The organism is Actinoplanes sp. NPDC000266 (assembly GCF_042899005.1).
Taxonomy (GTDB): domain Bacteria; phylum Actinomycetota; class Actinomycetes; order Mycobacteriales; family Micromonosporaceae; genus Actinoplanes.
The window spans coordinates 78450-95596 of the sequence record NZ_JBIAZI010000014.1; the positions used below are offsets into that span (position 1 = coordinate 78450).

At 72.2% G+C, this 17147-nt stretch carries 14 protein-coding genes; 7 read left to right on the plus strand and 7 right to left on the minus strand.

The genetic code is table 11. The features are described from left to right. Positions 1-15: 15 nt before the first annotated feature. From cpaB to ACFY36_RS42895, 5 genes are read left to right on the plus strand one after another with little or no spacing between them, the layout of a single operon-like run. Complete coding sequence (cpaB, locus tag ACFY36_RS42875; protein WP_499751677.1) at positions 16-813, plus strand: Flp pilus assembly protein CpaB; 798 nt, start codon at positions 16-18, stop codon at positions 811-813. Beyond that, positions 810-1982, plus strand: coding sequence for a CpaE/TadZ family protein (locus ACFY36_RS42880; protein WP_499751678.1), 1173 nt, complete (start codon positions 810-812; stop codon positions 1980-1982). The genes cpaB and ACFY36_RS42880 overlap by 4 nt, the downstream gene beginning before the upstream one ends. Beyond that, a complete protein-coding gene (locus ACFY36_RS42885; protein ID WP_499751679.1) occupies positions 1979-3349 on the plus strand; it encodes a TadA family conjugal transfer-associated ATPase in 1371 nt (456 codons plus the stop codon). The genes ACFY36_RS42880 and ACFY36_RS42885 overlap by 4 nt, the downstream gene beginning before the upstream one ends. Next, positions 3346-4311 (plus strand): type II secretion system F family protein, encoded by a 966-nt coding sequence (locus tag ACFY36_RS42890; protein WP_499751680.1) that lies wholly within the window; start codon positions 3346-3348, stop codon positions 4309-4311. The genes ACFY36_RS42885 and ACFY36_RS42890 overlap by 4 nt, the downstream gene beginning before the upstream one ends. A gap of 2 nt (positions 4312-4313) precedes the next feature. Continuing rightward, the gene (locus tag ACFY36_RS42895) at positions 4314-5231 is read left to right on the plus strand and encodes a type II secretion system F family protein (protein ID WP_499751681.1); all 918 of its coding nucleotides are present in this window, start codon (positions 4314-4316) and stop codon (positions 5229-5231) included. On the opposite strand, the gene ACFY36_RS42900 is transcribed toward ACFY36_RS42895, so the two are convergent. After that, positions 5215-8373, minus strand: coding sequence for an NACHT domain-containing protein (locus tag ACFY36_RS42900; RefSeq protein ID WP_499751682.1), 3159 nt, complete (start codon positions 8371-8373; stop codon positions 5215-5217). The two genes, ACFY36_RS42895 and ACFY36_RS42900, sit on opposite strands and share 17 nt — an antisense overlap. A gap of 78 nt (positions 8374-8451) precedes the next feature. Here ACFY36_RS42900 and ACFY36_RS42905 point away from each other — a divergent pair, with 78 nt between their 5' ends. Continuing rightward, complete coding sequence (locus ACFY36_RS42905; protein WP_499751683.1) at positions 8452-10086, plus strand: sensor histidine kinase; 1635 nt, start codon at positions 8452-8454, stop codon at positions 10084-10086. 59 nt (positions 10087-10145) lie between these two features. After that, positions 10146-10424 carry a Fic family protein gene (locus tag ACFY36_RS42910; protein ID WP_499751684.1) on the plus strand — a complete coding sequence of 93 codons (279 nt, stop codon included), beginning with the start codon at positions 10146-10148 and terminating at the stop codon, positions 10422-10424. On the opposite strand, the gene ACFY36_RS42915 is transcribed toward ACFY36_RS42910, so the two are convergent. From ACFY36_RS42915 to ACFY36_RS42940, 6 genes are all read right to left on the minus strand, one after another. Continuing rightward, positions 10344-11048, minus strand: coding sequence for a hypothetical protein (locus ACFY36_RS42915; protein ID WP_499751685.1), 705 nt, complete (start codon positions 11046-11048; stop codon positions 10344-10346). The genes ACFY36_RS42910 and ACFY36_RS42915 overlap by 81 nt on opposite strands. Beyond that, on the minus strand, positions 11045-13678 hold the full coding sequence (locus ACFY36_RS42920; protein WP_499751686.1) for an FtsK/SpoIIIE domain-containing protein: 2634 nt from the start codon (positions 13676-13678) through the stop codon (positions 11045-11047). The genes ACFY36_RS42915 and ACFY36_RS42920 overlap by 4 nt, the downstream gene beginning before the upstream one ends. Beyond that, positions 13671-14576 (minus strand): hypothetical protein, encoded by a 906-nt coding sequence (locus ACFY36_RS42925; RefSeq protein WP_499751687.1) that lies wholly within the window; start codon positions 14574-14576, stop codon positions 13671-13673. The genes ACFY36_RS42920 and ACFY36_RS42925 overlap by 8 nt, the downstream gene beginning before the upstream one ends. Positions 14577-14580: 4 nt before the next feature. Then, positions 14581-14841, minus strand: coding sequence for a hypothetical protein (locus tag ACFY36_RS42930; protein WP_097321034.1), 261 nt, complete (start codon positions 14839-14841; stop codon positions 14581-14583). A 226-nt stretch (positions 14842-15067) separates the two neighbouring features. After that, positions 15068-16165 (minus strand): carboxylate-amine ligase, encoded by a 1098-nt coding sequence (locus ACFY36_RS42935; protein ID WP_499751688.1) that lies wholly within the window; start codon positions 16163-16165, stop codon positions 15068-15070. Beyond that, positions 16162-17106, minus strand: coding sequence for a methyltransferase (locus ACFY36_RS42940; protein WP_499751689.1), 945 nt, complete (start codon positions 17104-17106; stop codon positions 16162-16164). Before ACFY36_RS42940 ends, ACFY36_RS42935 begins: the two co-directional genes overlap by 4 nt. Between the last annotated feature and the right edge of the window lie 41 nt (positions 17107-17147).

Consider the following 17147-nt stretch of genomic DNA (forward strand, 5'->3'; position numbering starts at 1 on the left):
TGAGATTGTGGAGACATGCGACGGCGTGTCCTGATTCTGCTCGCCGCACTGCTGCTGGCCGGTATCAGCGGGGTGGCGATCCTGGCGTACGCGCACTCCGCGGACCGGCGGGCTCTCAACGGGGTGAAGGGGGTGTGGGTGCTGGTGGCCAAGCAGCGCATCCCGGCCGGGACCAAGGGGTCCGACATCCGGGCCAAGGGCATGGCCGAGCGCGTCCTGATGCCGGCCCGGACCGTGCCCGAGGGCACCCTGACCAGCTGGACCAGCGACCTCGACCGGCTCACGCTGTCGGCCACGGCCGAGCGCAAGCAGCTGCTGATGCGCCCGCTCTTCCAGGCCGCCGTCCCCTCCGCCTCCGCGTCGGCCCGCGGTTTCACGGTGCCCAAGGGCATGCTGGCGGTCACCGTCGAGCTCAGCGTGCCGACCCAGGTCGCCGGCAATCTGATCGCGGGCGACCGGGTGGCCGTCTACGGCACCTTCCCGGCCAGCGCGCAGAGCTCGGAGGAGCAGACCACCCGGCTGCTGCTGCCCCGGGCCGTGGTCATCTCGATCGGCGAGGCGCTGGCCCCCGACATCACGCCCCAGCCGACACCGGCGCCGTCGGTCTCGGCCTCGGTCTCGCCGTCGGCGACCAGAGCCGGCACCTCCCAGGCCACCTACGTGCGGTACGTGGCCACGCTCGCGGTCGACTCGGAGGACGCGCAGCGCCTCGTGCACGCCGCCCGCACCGGACTGCTCTACCTGGCCATGCTGGGACCGGAGGCGACCGCCGTGCCCGGGCCGGGTGTCGACATCTCCGGGTTGTTCCCGTGAGCCTCTACGTCTACGTCGAACCCGACGACGCCCGCCGCTCGCAGATCGGGCCGGCCTTCCGCGAGGTCGGCTGCACCATGCTCGACGGGATGGCCGACCTGGAGGCGCACCTGCGGCGCTACCCGGAGACCATCCTGATCATCCTGGGCGCCACCGTCGAGCTCGAGGAGTCGCTGATGGTCGCCGCCTACCAGCGGCTCCAGCGCCCGCTCATCGGGGTCGTGCTGATCCGCAAGGTGGTGGAGCCGGGGGTCGTGCTGCGGTGCCTGCAGTCGGGCGTACGGGAGATCGTGGCCGAGGACGACGAGCAGGGGCTGCGCGACGCCACGATCCGCTCGATCGACCTGTCGAAGGCGCTGAGCACCACGCTGCGCACGTCGGCCGACAACGCCCCGTACGGCCGGGTCGTGACGCTCTTCTCCGGCAAGGGCGGCAACGGGCGCAGCATGCTCGCCACCAACCTGGCCGTGGCCCTGGCCGGCGGCGGCCGCCGCGTCCTGCTGATCGACCTCGACCTCCAGTTCGGCGACATCGCCATCATGCTCAAGCTCTCGCCCGAGCGGAACATCGCCGGCGGCGTCACCATGACCGGCCGGCTCGACGAGCCGGGCCTGCGCTCGATCGTCACCCCGTACAAACCCGGCCTGGACACCCTGCTCGCCCCGCCCAGCCCGGCCGAGGGCGAGAAGGTGACCCGCGAGTTCGTGGTCGAGCTGCTCGACGCGGCCCGGCCGCTCTACGACTTCATCGTGGTCGACACGCCCGCCGTCGTCACCGACCAGGTGCTGGCCGCGCTCGACATGACCGACTGGTACGTCCCGATCGTCACCCCCGACCTGCCCACCCTGAAATCGGTGCGGCTCACCGTCGAGATGTTCGACCTGCTCGACTACGCGCAGGACAAGCGACTGCTGGTCTTCAACCGGGCCAACACCCAGGTCGGCCTGAGCCCGGCCGAGGTCGAGCTCGCGGTCGGCATGCCCTTCACCGTGCAGGTGCCCTCCAGCCGCGACGTGACCGTCTCGGTCAACGCGGGCGAGCCGCTCGCGCAGACCGACCCGCTTCATCCGGTGAGCCGGGCCATCCGCGCCCTGGCCGACCGCTGCGCCGGCGTGGAGGCCGCCCCCGAGCGCCGGCGGCGGTTCCTGTCCCGGAAGGGCAAGGCATGAGCCTCTCCTCGCGCATCGGCGCCAACACCCCCGCCGACAAGACGCCCGCCCCCGCCGCCGAGGAGCGGCACCGCCCGGGCCGCCCGGTCAACGACCAGGTGTACGAGGTCCGCCAGCGCATCCAGCGCAAGCTGGCCGACGAGCTGGGACCGTCGCTGTACGCGGCCGGCCGCGGCGAGGGCACCGAGGAGCTGGACGGCCGGGTCCGCGAGGCCCTCAACGACCTGCTGGCCCGCGAGGAGACCCCGCTGTCCGGTGCCGACCGGCAGCGGATCGTCAACGAGGTCGTCGACGAGGTGCTCGGGCACGGCCCGATCGAGTCGCTGCTGCGCGACAACTCGGTCACCGAGGTCATGGTCAACGGGCCGCAGTCGGTGTACGTGGAACGCTTCGGCCGCATCGAGCGGGTCGGCGCCGAGTTCGACGACGAGGCCCACCTGCGCCGCATCATCGACCGGATCTGCTCGCGGGTCGGCCGCCGGGTCGACGAGGCCAGCCCCATGGTCGACGCCCGCCTGCCCGACGGCAGCCGGGTCAACGCGATCGTGCCGCCGATCGCCATCGACGGCTCGTCGCTGACCATCCGCAAGTTCTCCTCGGTCCCGCTGACCGTGGGCGACCTGCTGTCGTACGGAACCCTGACCCGGCCCGCCGCCGAATTCCTCGACGTCTGCGTCCGCGGCCGCCGCAACATCCTGGTCAGCGGCGGCACCGGCTCCGGCAAGACGACGATCCTGAACATCCTCTCCGGCTTCATCCCGGTCGACGAGCGCGTCGTGACCATCGAGGACGCGGCCGAGCTGCAGATGGACCAGGAGCACGTGGTACGCCTCGAGACCCGCCCGCCCAACTCCGAGGGCCGGGGCATGGTCACCACCCGCGACCTGGTGCGCAACGCGCTGCGGATGCGCCCCGACCGGATCGTCGTGGGCGAGGTCCGCGACGCGGCCGCCCTCGACATGCTCCAGGCGATGAACACCGGCCACGACGGCTCGCTGACCACCCTGCACGCCAACACGCCGCGCGACGCGCTGTCCCGGCTCGAGACGATGGTGCTGATGGCCGGGCTCGACCTGCCCAGCCGCGCCATCCGCGACCAGATCGTCTCGGCCGTCGACCTGATCCTTCAGGTCGGCCGCTACAAGGACGGCACCCGCAAGATCAGCCACATCACCGAGGTGGCCGGCATGGAATCGGAGGTCATCACCCTGCAGGACCTTTTCCTGTACGACCCCACGGCCGGCTCCGACACACCGGGCGCCGCCGGCGGTCTCCGCTCGACCGGCATCCGCCCCCAGTTCGCCGAGGCGATCGCCCGCTACGGCGTGACCCTGCCGCCGGCGCTGTTCTCGGGCCGCCCGCGGTGATCCCGGCCTTCGTCATCGCGGTGGGCGCCGCCTCGGCGGCCACCTTCCTGCTGGCCTACGCGGTGCTGGCGGCGACGTTCGGGCGTACACCGATCCAGCGCCGGCTGGCCTCGCTCCAGCACTTCACCGTGCGGCGTGAGGTCGAGAAGGACGCCTGGTGGCGGCGGCTGATGCACGCCTCGGGCCGCAAGGTGGAGCGTTCCGAGCTGCTCAGCGCCCTGGCCGAGCGCAGCGCGCCCCTGCTCGACCGGCTCGGCGCGACCACCCGCCCGGCCGACTGGCTGGCCGTGCGGTTGTACGCCTGCCTGGCCACGGTCGTGCTGCTGACCCTGTTCGTGCCGTTCGCGGTGGCCCTGCCGCTCGGCCTGCTGGCCGGCTTCTTCGGCTCGAACGCGCTGCTCCGGGCGCGGATCCGGCGCCGCGAGCAGGCGTTCGCCGACGAGCTCCCCGGCGCCCTCCAACTGATGATCAGCTCGCTGCGCTCGGGCTTCACCATGCACCAGTCGGTCGAGGCGGCGGTCCGCGACGACGAGGGCCCGGTCGCCTCCGAGCTGCGCCGCGCCCTGTCCGAGACCCGCATCAGCGGCAGCTTCGAGGACGCGCTCGAACGCATCGGCGAACGCACCCGCAGCGACGAGATGCTGTGGCTGGTCATGGCCCTGCGCCTGCAGCGCGAGGTCGGCGGCAGCCTGGTCGATGTCATGCAGACCACCGCCGACACCATGCGCGAACGCTCGTATCTGCGCCGGCATGTGCGCGCGCTCTCGGGCGAGGGCCGCATGTCGGCCTACGTGCTGACGGCCATGCCGATCGGCACCGCCCTGGTCCTCTACCTGACCGAGCCGGCCTACCTGAAGCCCCTGTTCACCGAGCCGCTCGGCTGGGCCATGCTGGCCTTCGGCATCGTGGCGATCACCATCGGCGCCATCTGGCTGCGCGTGGTGGTCCAGGTGAAGGCGTAACCATGGCGAACGTCGTGCTCGGAGCGGCCGTAGCCGGCGTGGTGCTCGCGTTCGCGCTGGTAGCGACGGCGATCCTGCTGCCGCCGCCGCGCTTCGACCGGATCATGCGGGCGCTGGCGGCCTTCGGCACCGGCCCGGAGATGCGGCGCGACACCGGCAGCGCGTTGCAGCGGCGGCTGCGCTCGGTGGTCATCGCCGGCCTGGACCGGCTCGCCGAGGTGCTGACCCCGGCCGCCGACCGCGACCGGCTGAGCCGCCTGCTCGACTACGCCGGAAACCCGCCGGCGTGGCCGCTGGCGAGGGTGATGAGGGCCCGCCCGTTCGGGGCGGTGGCCGGTGCGGGTGTGGGGGCGTTCTTCGCGTACGGCTGGACGGAGAAGACGGACTCGGTGCTGATCGGCGCCCCGGCCGGCCTGATCGTGGGTTACCTGCTGCCCCAGCTGCTGGTCTACAACGCGGGGATCAAACGCCAGGAGAAGATCCTCTACTCGCTGCCGGACGTGATGGACGCGATGGTGATCGGCGTGGAGGCCGGCCTGGGCCTGGACTCGGCCATGGACCAGGTGGCAACGGCGACGACGGGCCCGATGGCCGACGAGCTGAACCGGGTGCTGCAGGAGATGCGCCTGGGAGTGGCGAGAACGGAGGCGCTGCGCTCACTGGCGACCCGAACGACCGTACGAGACCTCAAGCGCTTGATGACGGCGCTGATCCAGGCCGGCGAGCTGGGCATCTCGGTAGCCGGCATCCTCCGCGAACACGCGGCCGACCAGCGCATGCGCCGCCGTCAGCGAGCCGAGGAGATGGCACAGAAGGTCCCGGTGAAGCTCCTGTTCCCGGTCATGTTCTGCATGTTCCCCGCCATCTTCATCGTGGTCGTAGGCCCCGCGGTGATCACCCTCTCTAAGGCTTTCGGCTAATTCTCCTGGCCCGGCCGCCGCTGATCGACAGCCCGCTGACCCCTTCGGTACCCGTGAGATCGATGCGGCCGCCCAGATTCAGCTTGACCGTCCGTCCCTCCAGCCCGGCCAGCGGGGCCAGGTCGATGGTGCCCTCGTCGTACGACAGCAGGTAGACGGCGCGGAGGTTCCTCAGCCGCGCCAGATGCGGGAGCGTGCTGTTGATGGTGTCGGGATCGGACATCAGTTGAATCCGTTCGAGAGAGGCCAACCGGCCGATGGCGGCGTCGTCGACAGTCGTGCCGCTCATGAGAACCAGATTCGACAGGCGCTTCAGACCGGTCAGCGGCGAGAGGTCGCGCGGACAGTCGCCGATCAGCCGGACATCGGTGACCGATTCCGCCCACACGGTCAGGAAACTCAGGGAGTCGTCCTGAAGGGTGTCGGAGGCGACGACGAGGGCGACCGGGGATGCCGACGGCATTCGGGCCAACTGCGAGAGCAGCAAGCGCGAGCCGCCGACGGCGCGGAGCTTGTTCAGCCTCGTGAGTTCGCCGGCATTCCTCAGGTTGCTGCCATGAACCATCAGCGACCGGAGGTTCGCAAGACCCGCCAGCGGACGGAGATCTAATTCGTGATCGCCTTGAGATGACACCGACAATGCCGCGAGATCACTGCCCTCCAGCGGAGACAGGTCGCCACAGGAGGGGACCTGGATTCCCCCGAGCCTCGGATTGTCGCGCGCGAACGACAAGTCGACGGGCGGCGCGTCGGGCGACGACTGCACCTTCACCGCGCGGGCATTCCTGAGCAGGTGCAGGAACCCGAGCAGGTTCCGATCGCTGATCGTCACGTTCTCCGAGGAACCGAACGGCACATCGCGCAGCACCCGTGTCGCATAGACCGCCGGATCGAAATACTGCCACGCGTCGACGAGGGCCTCGTGCACGACTACCGACGTGCTCGCCGCGAACTCCGCCAGGAAGTCGATGGCCGTCGGATCGCCGATCTTGCCGACCGCGCGGATCGTGAGTGATGTCTGCTCCTCGGTCGCCGGTCCCGACTTCATGAGGAGATCAAGCGACAACGAGCCGGCCTGCGCGAGCATGTCGGCATAGCGTTCGTTCTCCGGCGGCAGAAGTTGTCCCGTCACCTCCAGAACCGCCGCCTGCACGTCCTCCGGGCACTCCGCCGACGTGTCCAGGCAGGCCAGGGCGAGCAGCCTCATGACGGTGCTCTGGCCGCTGTCGGCCCGCTTCTCGGCCTTGGCGAGCAAACCCTCGATGAGAGTCTTGCTGCCCCGCGCCTTGGTGTGGCCGGCGGCCATCACGATCGTCTCGTGCCACTGATCCTCGTCGGCGTGCAGCACCAGTGATCTCAGGTCGCCCTCGTCCACCGCCTCCTTGGCCGCGAGGTACTCCTGGAAGGTCCGGTGGATGAAGTCGACCCGGTCGTGGGTGGGCTCGCGGATCAGGCCGCTTCTCTCGAGCAGTACCTGGTAGGTCTCGTGCTCGTCGAGGGCGACGCGCGGCATCTTCCGGAGCTTGACCGCGATCCGGTCCAGCGCCTCCTCCTTGGCCGCGTCCGACTGGCCGTTGCGCATCAGCCAGTAGGCGAGGTCCTGCAGCAGCAGCATCTTCTGCGTACGGCTGAGGGTGTTGAGGGCCTTGATCTCCCGCTCCTCGTCGCGCCTCTCCAGGAGCATGTGCAGCGCCACCTCGTACAGCTCCATCCGGCTGCTCGGCAGCTGGCCGCGCCGGTCCTTGTGGAGCGCGCACGTCAGCGCGCACAGCAGGGGATAGGCGACGATCTGCCGCAGGTGCCGGTTGCGGTCGATCGCCCGCAGCAGGCGCCGCTGATAGTCGAGGATCGACTCCCGCTGTTCGAGCGTCCGGGTCTGTTCGAGCATCGCCCGGTGCCAGCGCTCCACGAACACCGTCACCGACTGGCGGTCCATCGGGGCCAGCTCCACCACCCGGAAGTCGTCGCCGCCGAGCCACTCCGCCGGGACCGCGCCCGGCCGGGAGGTGACCACGTATCGCGCACGCGGGAAGGCGGCGATCAGCTCGGAGATCCACCGGCGGGCGTGGATCCGGCGGTCGTCGGGCAGCTCGTCGATCCCGTCGACCAGCACGACGCCGCGGCCCGAGCGCAACTGCTCCTGCACCCAGCCGGCCGGCATCTCGTCCGCGATGTGCCGGCCGACCTCGTTGACGAAATCTCCCGGCGCGGGCAGGTCGGCGGTGGCGAAGCGCCGCAGCGGGACGAAGAACGGCACCGTCGCGTTCCAGCTGTTCAGGTGGTCGGGGAAGGTCCGGCGTGCGCTGTTGACCGCGATCCACTGCAACAGTGTGGTCTTGCCCAGGCCGGCCTGGCCCCGGATGAAGATGCGGTCGCTGGCGCCGGCCAGTTCCTCCACGCTGACCAGTCGGTCGTCGCCGGTGGCCTGGCTCGCGTGCAGGCTGAGGTAGGCCACCGACAGCGGATACGCCCGGCTCGAATCGGAGACCGTGGCGCCGTACAACTCGATCCGGTCCAGAAGGTTGGCGACCAGCTGGCGGTAGTCGCGTTCGAAGTCGGCGCCGACCCGCAACCGGGGCAGCCGGTCGAGCACCGCCTCCAGATCGCCGATGATCTGCCGGCTGCGGGCCAGCAGCTCGGTCAGCGCGTTGACGCTCGTGGCCGGCAGCGTCCGGGCGATCTCGATCGTGTACGCGGCCGACTCGCGCAGCAACAGGTCGTACAGCCGGGTGCCGCCCTCGGAGAGCCCCGCCCGGCCCGCGCGATCGGGTGACTGCGACCGCAGATGTCGCCCGAGGAATCCCGCGTCGAGGTCGCTCTTGAAGAGATCCGCCTCCGACAGCGCCGCCTGCTCGAACGTGTCCCGCACGGCCAGGACCGCCGCTTCCCGTTCGGCCGGTTCCACCGTGCGGAACTCGGTGGTGATCCACGTTTCCAGGCGGTCGGACACCGCCTCGGCCGCCTCCTCCCAGATCCGGATGAACTGGCGCTGCTGACGGCCGCCGGTCAGGGCGGCCGCCACCCGGTCGACGGTGCTGTTGCCGATCTCGTTGAGCAGCTTGTTCTCGCCGGCCCACAGGCCGCACGCGGTTTTGGCGACGGCGGTGCCCAGGACGTACGTCGCGACTTCCAGTGCCGGCATGTCCGTATCCTGCCCAGCCGCGCCGTTCGTTCTCAAGAGCCGCTAAGCGATCGGGCCCGGCGGCCGATCGAAGAGAAGGTGACGGCCAGTTTGCTCGACCCGCCCGAGCTGGAGCGTCGCCGGCTGGCGGCGCTGCACGAGTACCGGCTGCTCGACGCTCCGGCCGACGACGAGCTGTCGGCGGTCGTGCGGGTCGCCGCGATGGTGGCCGACGTGCCCACGGCCACCCTCAACCTGATCGACGAGCACCGGCAGTGCCAGCTCACCACCGTCGGCTTCGAGGGCGGCAACTCGGCCCGCACCGACTCGATGTGCGACATCCAGCTGCGCAAGGGCCGGTTCGTGCACGTGCCGGACGCCCGCGAGCATCACCTGTACGCCGCCAACCCGTGGGTCGACGGCCGCATGGCCAACGTCCGCTTCTACGCCTCGGCCCCGCTGATCGCCCCCAACGGCTACGCCCTGGGCACCCTCTGCGTCTTCGACGACGTGGTCAAGGAGCTCACGCCCCGCCAGATCGAGCGCCTCACCGACCTGGCCGACGTGCTGGTCGGCCTGTTCGAGCGCCGCCGCCAGGGCCGCCTGGCGGCCGAGATGGCGATCACCGCCGAGCACAGCCGCAAGTTCGTCGAGACTCTGGTCGACACCGTGGACGTCGGCATCGTGGCCGCCGACGAAAAAGGTCAACTGACAGTTCTCAACCGGGCCGTACGCCGGTGGGGCGGCGCCCTGGAGAGCGGCGGCGCCGGCGACCTGGCCGAGATCGCGGGCCGCCTGGAACTGCTCCAGCCGGACGGCGTCACCGAGGTGCCGGACGAGAGCGGCCCCCTGTTCCGGGCCCTGCACGAGGACGTCAACCTCGACAACGAGGAACTGGTCCTGCGCACGGCCGACGACGCCCTGCTGACACTGACGGCCAGCGCCCGCAGCATGATCGCCGACAACGGCCGGCGCATCGGCGCGGTCGTCGCCCTGACCGACGTCACCCGCGAACGCGAACACCTGCGCCAGATCCAGGACCTGGTGACCGAGCTCCAGCGCTCGAACGACGAGTTGGAGGGCTTCGCGGCCGCGGTCAGCCACGATCTCGTACGCCCCCTGGCCGGCGCCCGCGGCTACCTGGAGATGCTGACCGAGACGTACGGCGAGGTGATGGACGACCGGGCCCGCAAGTGGATGTCGGGCGCGGTGGCCGCCACCGACCGCATGCAACAGCTGGTCCAGGCCCTTCTCTCGTACGCCCGAGCGGGCCACGCCCCGTGCACGACCGAGCCGGTGGACCTGGCCGGGGTGCTGACCCACGTGACGACCGACCTGCGCACCCTCATCGAGAGCACCGGCGCCACGGTCACCGTCGCCCCCGACCTGCCGCACGTCACCGGCGACCCCACCCTGCTCCGCCAGCTCCTGCAGAACCTGGTCGACAACGCCATCAAGTACCGCCACCCCGACCGCACCCCGCACGTGCGGGTGGCGGCGAACGCCACCGCCACCGGCTGGGACATCACGGTCACCGACAACGGCCTGGGCATCCCACCCGGCCAGCGCGACCGCGTCTTCGACATGTTCACCCAGGTCGACCCCACGTCCCGAAAGGGCCACGGCATCGGCTTGTCGACATGCCTGCGCATCGCCGAACGCCACAACGGCCGCATCTCCATCGACGACGCCCCCGGCGGCGGCACAGTCCTGCGCCTCCACTTGGCCCGCTAATATAGGCGCTCCGCCAAGGTCGAGGAATTCTTGGGGCGCAGGTCGAAGGCCGCCTGACAGTGCTGACACCGGGTTACGGTGAAACGCCGGTCACCGACGAGCAGATAGAGGCCCTTCTGCCTCCGATCCGTACTCCTCGCGAGCTGGGCATCGCCGCGCACGCCGAGATCGTCCGGATCCGTCCTTTCGCCGATGGCAACGGCCGCTCGACCCGGCTGCTCGCCGACCTTGTGTTCATCGCTGCCGCCCTTCAACGGCTAAGCGGCCGCCGCTCGCACCGCGGTCAGGAGGATGCCGGCGGTCACCAAGCCGGTGATCAGGACCGTGACGACCGTTGACGTGTCCAGGCCTACGCCTCGGCGGTCGGCCACCCGCTTGGCGGCCACCACGGCCAGGACCGGGCAGGCCAGCAGGACCAGGAGGGCCACCACCGGCAGGGCGTCCTTCCATGTGCCCGTGGCCGAGCCGCCGTTCTCGCGCAGGACCTGGTGCAGGATCACGCCCACGACGCCGCCCAGGAAGCCGAACACGCCGAACAGCAGCTTGACGCCGCTGGTGATCGGGCGGGCCGGCGCCGTGTACTTAACCTTGTTGGCCACCTCGTCGAAGTAGTCGTCGGCGTCACGGTCGGAGCGCTGGCGGGGGATGGCCGCCGTCGGGACCGTGCGGCCGTAGCGTTCCGCCACCGGGCCCACCTTGTGGACGTACTCCGACCACAGGCCGGCCGCCCGGGCGTCCGCCTCCTCCAGGGCCCGCTGGGCCTGCGCCACCTCGTGCGACGTCGAACGCACCGCCTCGTCGGCCGCCCGGATCGCCTCCTCGGCCGCGGCCACCCGCTCCTCGTGCCAGTGGGCCGCCTCGGCCCTCATCGTGGCCGCCTCGTCGTCGAGGGTGGTCAAGCGGCGCAGCACGCTGCGGTAGTCAGCGGTCTCGAAGTCGGCCGGCTGCAAGCCTTGTGTCATGACCCGGCTCCATAGGGGATGATCACCTCGGCGCCACGGTGCACCGAGCGGTCGAAGTGCAGGGCCCGCCACGGGCGCGGGTACCAGGCCGGCGCGCCCGCTCCCGGATAGAACGGGGCGAGCTCGCTGCCGTGCACGTCCAGGGCCACCCACGCGCCGATCGGGTCGGTGCGGGACGCCTGGCCGCCGAGCGCGTCGCGCAGCAGGGCCGCGCCCCGCCACCAGCCGAGCACGTGCAGGCGGCGTTCCGGGCCCTGGCGCAGGATCGTGCGGAGCTGCTCGGCCGCCTCCTTGCCGCCCGGCAGCGCGTCGGCCGCGTAGATGACCAGGAAGTGCGGCCGGTCGGCCGGCCACGACGCCGACGCCTCGGCCGCCGCGTCCTCGAGCAGCCAGTCCGCGTTGTCGGCCTCGTACCAGCCGCAGTCGGGCAGGTCGGTGCAGAGTGCCGAGGCGGCCGCCCGCGCGTCCGGGTCGAGGCACAGGATCGAGAAGCGGGCGCCGTCCGGCGGGAACTGCGCGGCCAGTGACACGGCCGCGGTCGACAGGATCGCGCACGCCTCGTCCATGCGGGTGCCGAGCACGGCCAGGTTGCGGCCGGGCGCACGCCGCAGGACCGTGCGGGCCGAACGGGCCGCCACGTCGATCGTCTCGCCGACCAGCACCATCGGCGCCGCCACCGGCTCGGCCGGGGTGAGCCGCCGGAAGTCGGGGCTGTCGGCCAGCCGCGGCACCACGTCGCCGTCGAAGAGGCGGGGCGGGCCCAGCTCGGGCGGGCGCTTGCGCCACAGCCGGTGCTGCAGCGCGTTCCACCGTTCGCGGTCGCCGGCCGCCGGCACCCGGACCACCTTGTTGGCCTCGATCGCGCCCGAGTCGGCGTTGACGACCGCGTGGTAGCGCGGCAGCGACTCGGCCGCCGTGTTCGTCTCGGCCAGGATGCGCCGGGCGCGGGGCAGGGCGATGCGCAGCGAGAACTGCGCCACCAGGGCCGGCCGTCCCCACAGCGCCTCGATGCCGCTGACGTCCTGCGAGGCCAGGATCAGGTGGATGCCCTGGGACCGCCCGCGCCGGGCCAGGTCTTCGAGCAGGTCGACTGCCTCGGCGGCCACCGCGTCGCGCCCGGAGAGCAGCACCTGGAACTCGTCGACCACGGCCACGATGCGCGGCCAGCTGCCCTCGGGGTCCTCGGCGCGCAGCTCGGCCAGGTTCGTCACCTCGTACCTCTTGGCCGCGTCGGCCCGGCGCCGCAGCTCCTCGCCGAGGAAGCGCAGCAGGGCCAGCCCGAACTCGCGGTCGGTGTTGACGTTCACGCCGACCAGCCGGACGTGCGGCAGCCAGCTCGGGTCGCGGCGGCCGGGCGCGAACCGGGCGAACGAGACGCCCTCCTTGAAGTCGAGCAGGTAGAAGGCGAGCTCGGCCGGGGAGTAGCGGGCGGCCAGCGCGCCCATCCAGGCGTAGATGAGGTTGGTCTTGCCGGTGCCGGACGGGCCGGCGATGAGCGCGTGCGGCGGATAGTCGGCCAGCGTCACCTGTACCGGCACGCCTTGCGGGCTGTCGCCGAGGGGCGCGCTGAGCCCGGTCGCCGCGCTCTCTTTCCATTCCTCCCGCGGCAGCAGACTGTCCAGCGCCACCGGCGCGGGCCCGGCTTCCACGGCCTCGGCGATCCGGCGGCAGGTCGCTGCCACCACCGCTTGCGGAGGACCACCATCGAGCCGTACGGGCAACGCGCCGGCGCTGCTGACACGCGCGTGGTCGCCGCCGGCGGCGGTGATGAACTCGATCCCGTCGGCCGCCTGCACCGGCAGACCTTGAATGACCAGGTGTACGCCGCAGGCCGCACCCGTGCGCAGCAGCCGTTGCAGCTGGGCCTGCTCGGCCCGGCCCAGGTCGCCCGCGCCGAGCAGCACGGCGACCCGCCACGGCTCGGGCCGCCGGTGGGTGGCCGCGTTCAGCTCGCGCAGCGACGTGTACTCGCCGGCCAGCACCGTCTCGTTGATCCGCCGGACGTGCGCGGTCAGGTCGTCGAGCAACGCCGGCAGCCCGCCCGGCCCGACGAAGGTGAGCACGCCGGCCGGCGCCAGCGGCGCGAACCGGGCCAGCCCGCCGCCCAGGTGCTCGGGGTCGTATCCGATGAGCCGCACCTGGCCGGGCGCGGCGGTGCCGAGCGCCCGCAGCAGCAGCCCGGCCACCACCTCGTCGCCCAGGGCCTGGTCGCCGCGGACCACCACGTGGCCGCGGTCGAGCAGCGGCACCAGCGCCGGCACCTCTTCCGGGTGCGGCAGCAGCAGCCGGCCCACCCGCAGCTCGGCCGCCCGGTCGAGCGGGGTGGCCTGCCAGTCGTCCCACGGGTCGCCGGCGGCGCCGGGCGCGGCCCGGTCGGCGGCGGCCGCGGCGGCCTGGGCGTACGCGGCGAGGTCGGCCCGGTGCTGGTCGTCGATCTCGGCCAGCCGGGCGTCCCGCGCGTCGTCGATCTTGCGCAGGCGCGCCCCGGCCGCCGCCTCGACCCGCCGCCGCCGTTCGACGGCCGCGGCGTGCGCGCCTCTGGCCCGGTCGAGGGCGATCGCGGCCGCGCCGAGCGCGTGCGACAGCCCGGCCCGGATCTCCATCACCTGCTGTGCGGTCGACTCAGCCATGGCTGGAGGGGCTCCCGGGGGAGTCGGAGGCTTCGGCGGGACGGCGCACCGGGTCGGGCGCCGACGGGTCGAGCGTGCCCGCGTCGCGGCCCAGCCGGGCCAGCAGGACACCGGTGAGCACGCTGGCGGTCACCGCGTTGTCGGCCGGGTGGCCGGGCGGCCGCGGGGAGCCGCCCTCCACGGGCACGCGGCAGATGCGCGCGATCAGGGTCTCGAGCACGGCCGGCGAGGTGCCCGGCAGCAGCGATCTGACCCGGCCCTCGGCGGCCGAGCGCAGCCGCGGCACGTCCTCGGGGCGGGGCTCGTGGCCGAGCAGGTCGCCGGCCAGCCGGTGCAGGACGGGCGGGGTGACCGCGGACAGTGCGAGCCCGGTCGAGGCGTTCACGCCGTGCAGCTCGCGGCCGAGCCGGGCGCGGTCACCGGCCCGTACCCCCGAAGCCACCCGGCGCAGCAGCTCCGCCGTATCTGGTTTGTCCGATTTATCGGACGAGGAGGGCGCCGGCTCGCCGGTGAGCTGCGTGACCCGCTCCTGCCACCACGGTCCGAGTTGCTCGGGCTTTTCGGGATTTTCTCCGGTTTGCGCAGCCGAATCGGGCTGCTGAAGACCGGCTTTCCAGTCACGGTCGGGCGGAGCGCTCGCATCGCCGCTGAGACCCACGGAAGCCAGGTACTGCGCGATGGCGTCCTGGGCGAGGCGCAGCGCGGCCGCGGCCCGCTCGGCCGCCTCGGTGGCGTTGGACAGCTGCGGCACGCCGATCGGGTCGACCGACTGCTCGCGCACCCACATGAGAATCTCGGTCGCGCTGCGCAGCTTCTCCATCGCCACGGTCACCTGCGGAGTGGGCAACTCGTCCGAGGTGGCGCGAAGCCGGGCGCCGAGCTCCTGGATCAGCGACATCGCGTCAGAGCATCGCCGTGTAGGTCTGCGCCTGCTCCACCGCGAGCAGCGTGGCGCCCAGGCACTCCTCGAGCGACTGGTCGGCCTGCGACAGGGACGCGTGGGCCGCGCCGACCGCGTCGTTGCCGCTGCCGTCGAGAGCGGCGGCCAGGCTCTGCTGGGCCTCGCCGATCTTCTCCCGGGCCGCCTGTATCGCCGCCTGCCCTTCGGTCACCTGCTGAAGTGCGGCATCGACGGCCGCTTTGACCTCGGCGACACTGGCCACCCGTGCAGCCTCCTGCTGTGCGGAACCCGACTACTGTCCTGAAGCCTACTGCCCCGTTCCTGTCCGGCTATCCCCGCACGCCCCTTTTGCCGCACCCCCGCTTGACGGGTGGCACGACCTGCGAAAACACTCTTCCCGTACGACCGGTGACAGTCCACTTCGGGCGTTTTCCGGACGACTGGTGATCGTTCTTGAGTGAACAGGATTGAACCGCACGGGTGATCTTTCACCCGGCGAGCGTGCGCCCGGCCGCGCCGGCCAGCGTGGCCGGCAGGTCGCCCCCGGTGCGTTCGTGCTCGCGGCGCAGCCGGTCGGCGCCGGTGCCCACGGTACGCAGCGCTGCCAACAACTCGTACGTGATGTCCAGGTCGCCGTGCCGGTCCAGGGCCGGCGTGACCGTCTCGACGAGCTCGCCGACCATCTCCCAGGCCGGCCGCGAGGTTTCCCGCGACGGGTCCAGCAGCATGCCGCCGAGGCCGCTGTGGGCCGCGTTCCAGTGCGCCGCCGTCAGCACCCAGTCCGGGATGGGCAGCGCCCGCCGGCCAGCCCGGATGTCATCCAGGGCCGTGCCGACCAGCGCCCGGATCAGCGCCGTGAGCAGCACCGCGTCGGTGACCGAGGGGCAGACGTCGGCCATCCGGACCTCGACCGTCGGATAGCGGGCCGAGGGCCGCGCGTGCCAGAGCAGCAGGCTGTCGTCCATCATCACGCCGGCGCCGACGAGCAGACGTACCGTGCGCTCGAGGTCCGTCTCCGACTCGAAGTAGGGCGTGGGCCCGAGTCCGGGCCACCGGTCGAGCTGCATGGCCCGCCAGCTCGCGTGCCCGGTGTCCGCCCCGGCGAAGAACGGCGAGTTCACGAACATCGCCTGCACGACCGGCAGCCAGGGCCGCAGGTGATTGCCGACCTGGATCGCGGTCCGGCGGTCGGGCACGCCGACGTGCACGTGGCACCCGCAGACGGCCGGGTCGTCGACGATCGGGCCGTAGTGCCCGGCGATCGCCCGGTAGCGGGGATCGTCGGTGACGAGCAGCTGGGGCTCGCCGACCGGCGTGGCGGCGAGCGCGACCAGGTTCGCGCCGGCCGCCGCCGCGGCCTCGCCGGCGGCCCGCCGCATCGCGGTCAGGCTCTCCCGCACCTCGGCGAGGCTCGAGCAGACCGGCGTCACCATCTCGATCATGCTGTGCCGGAACTCGCGCCGGCTCTGCCCGCGCAGCTGCTCCGGCAGCTTGCCGGCCACCGCCGGCGCGACCGGCACGTTCTCGCCCGTGCGCGGGTCGAGCAGCAGGAACTCCTCCTCGACGCCGACCGTCGGCCCGCTCATCGGGTCGCGGTCAGCAGCACGAGGGCGATCCGCTCGGCGTGTGCGTAGGCCGGCCCGTCGAGCTCCTCGCCGTACACGTCCGGATCCCACTCGCGATAGGTCCACCGCAGGCCGGTCCCGGCCAGCCGCTCGGCCGCGGCCTCACGGAACGGATCGGTCCCGCCGACGATCCCGGTCCCGGCGAACAGGACCAGGCTGCCGTACGGCGCCAGGCGCTCCGCGGCCGCGTCGATGATCGCCATGGACAGCTCGTGCCCGTGCGCCCCGCCGTGCCGGTACGCCCGCCCGGCCGGGTCGATCATGAAGGGCGGGTTGGCGAAGATCAGGTCGAACTCCCCGTCCACGTCGTTCAGCAGGTCGCTGCGGCACGGGCGTACCCCCGATGTGCCGGCCAGCGCGGCGTTGATCCGGGCCAGCCGCAGCGCCGCCGGGTTGATGTCGACCGCCAGCACCTCGGCCTCCGGCGCCCGCTTGGCCACCGTGACCGCCCCGGCCCCGGTGCCGCAGCCGATGTCGACCGCCCGCCGGATCGGCCGCTCCCGGCCTTCGACGTGGGCGGCCACGGCGCCGGCCATCCGGTAGGTGTCGGGGCCGAAGAAGACCGAGTCCTCCGCGTCGGTCGGGAACGCCGAATGGGCGAAGAGCTCACCGTCGTACGAGGAGAACCGCACCGCGCTGCGCCACTCGTCACCGTCGCGCCGCAGCACCCCGGCCGCGTCCATCAGCTCGACGATCCGGTCCGGCAGCACACCCGGGCCGAACGGCCGGCTCCAGCCGAACACGTCCCGGAGCCCGCACGCCCGACGGTTCCGCGAACGCCGGTTGACCCGTTCATGGGTGGCCGGCGTGACAGTCGTGAACTCGTAACCGGCCTCGCGCAGGGCCCGGCCCAGATCGGCCAGGGCGGCATCGAGGCCCGGAGTGATGGCGGTGATCGTCATGGCGCCCGCATGCCCACGATCGCCCCGCCCATGCCTGCCGG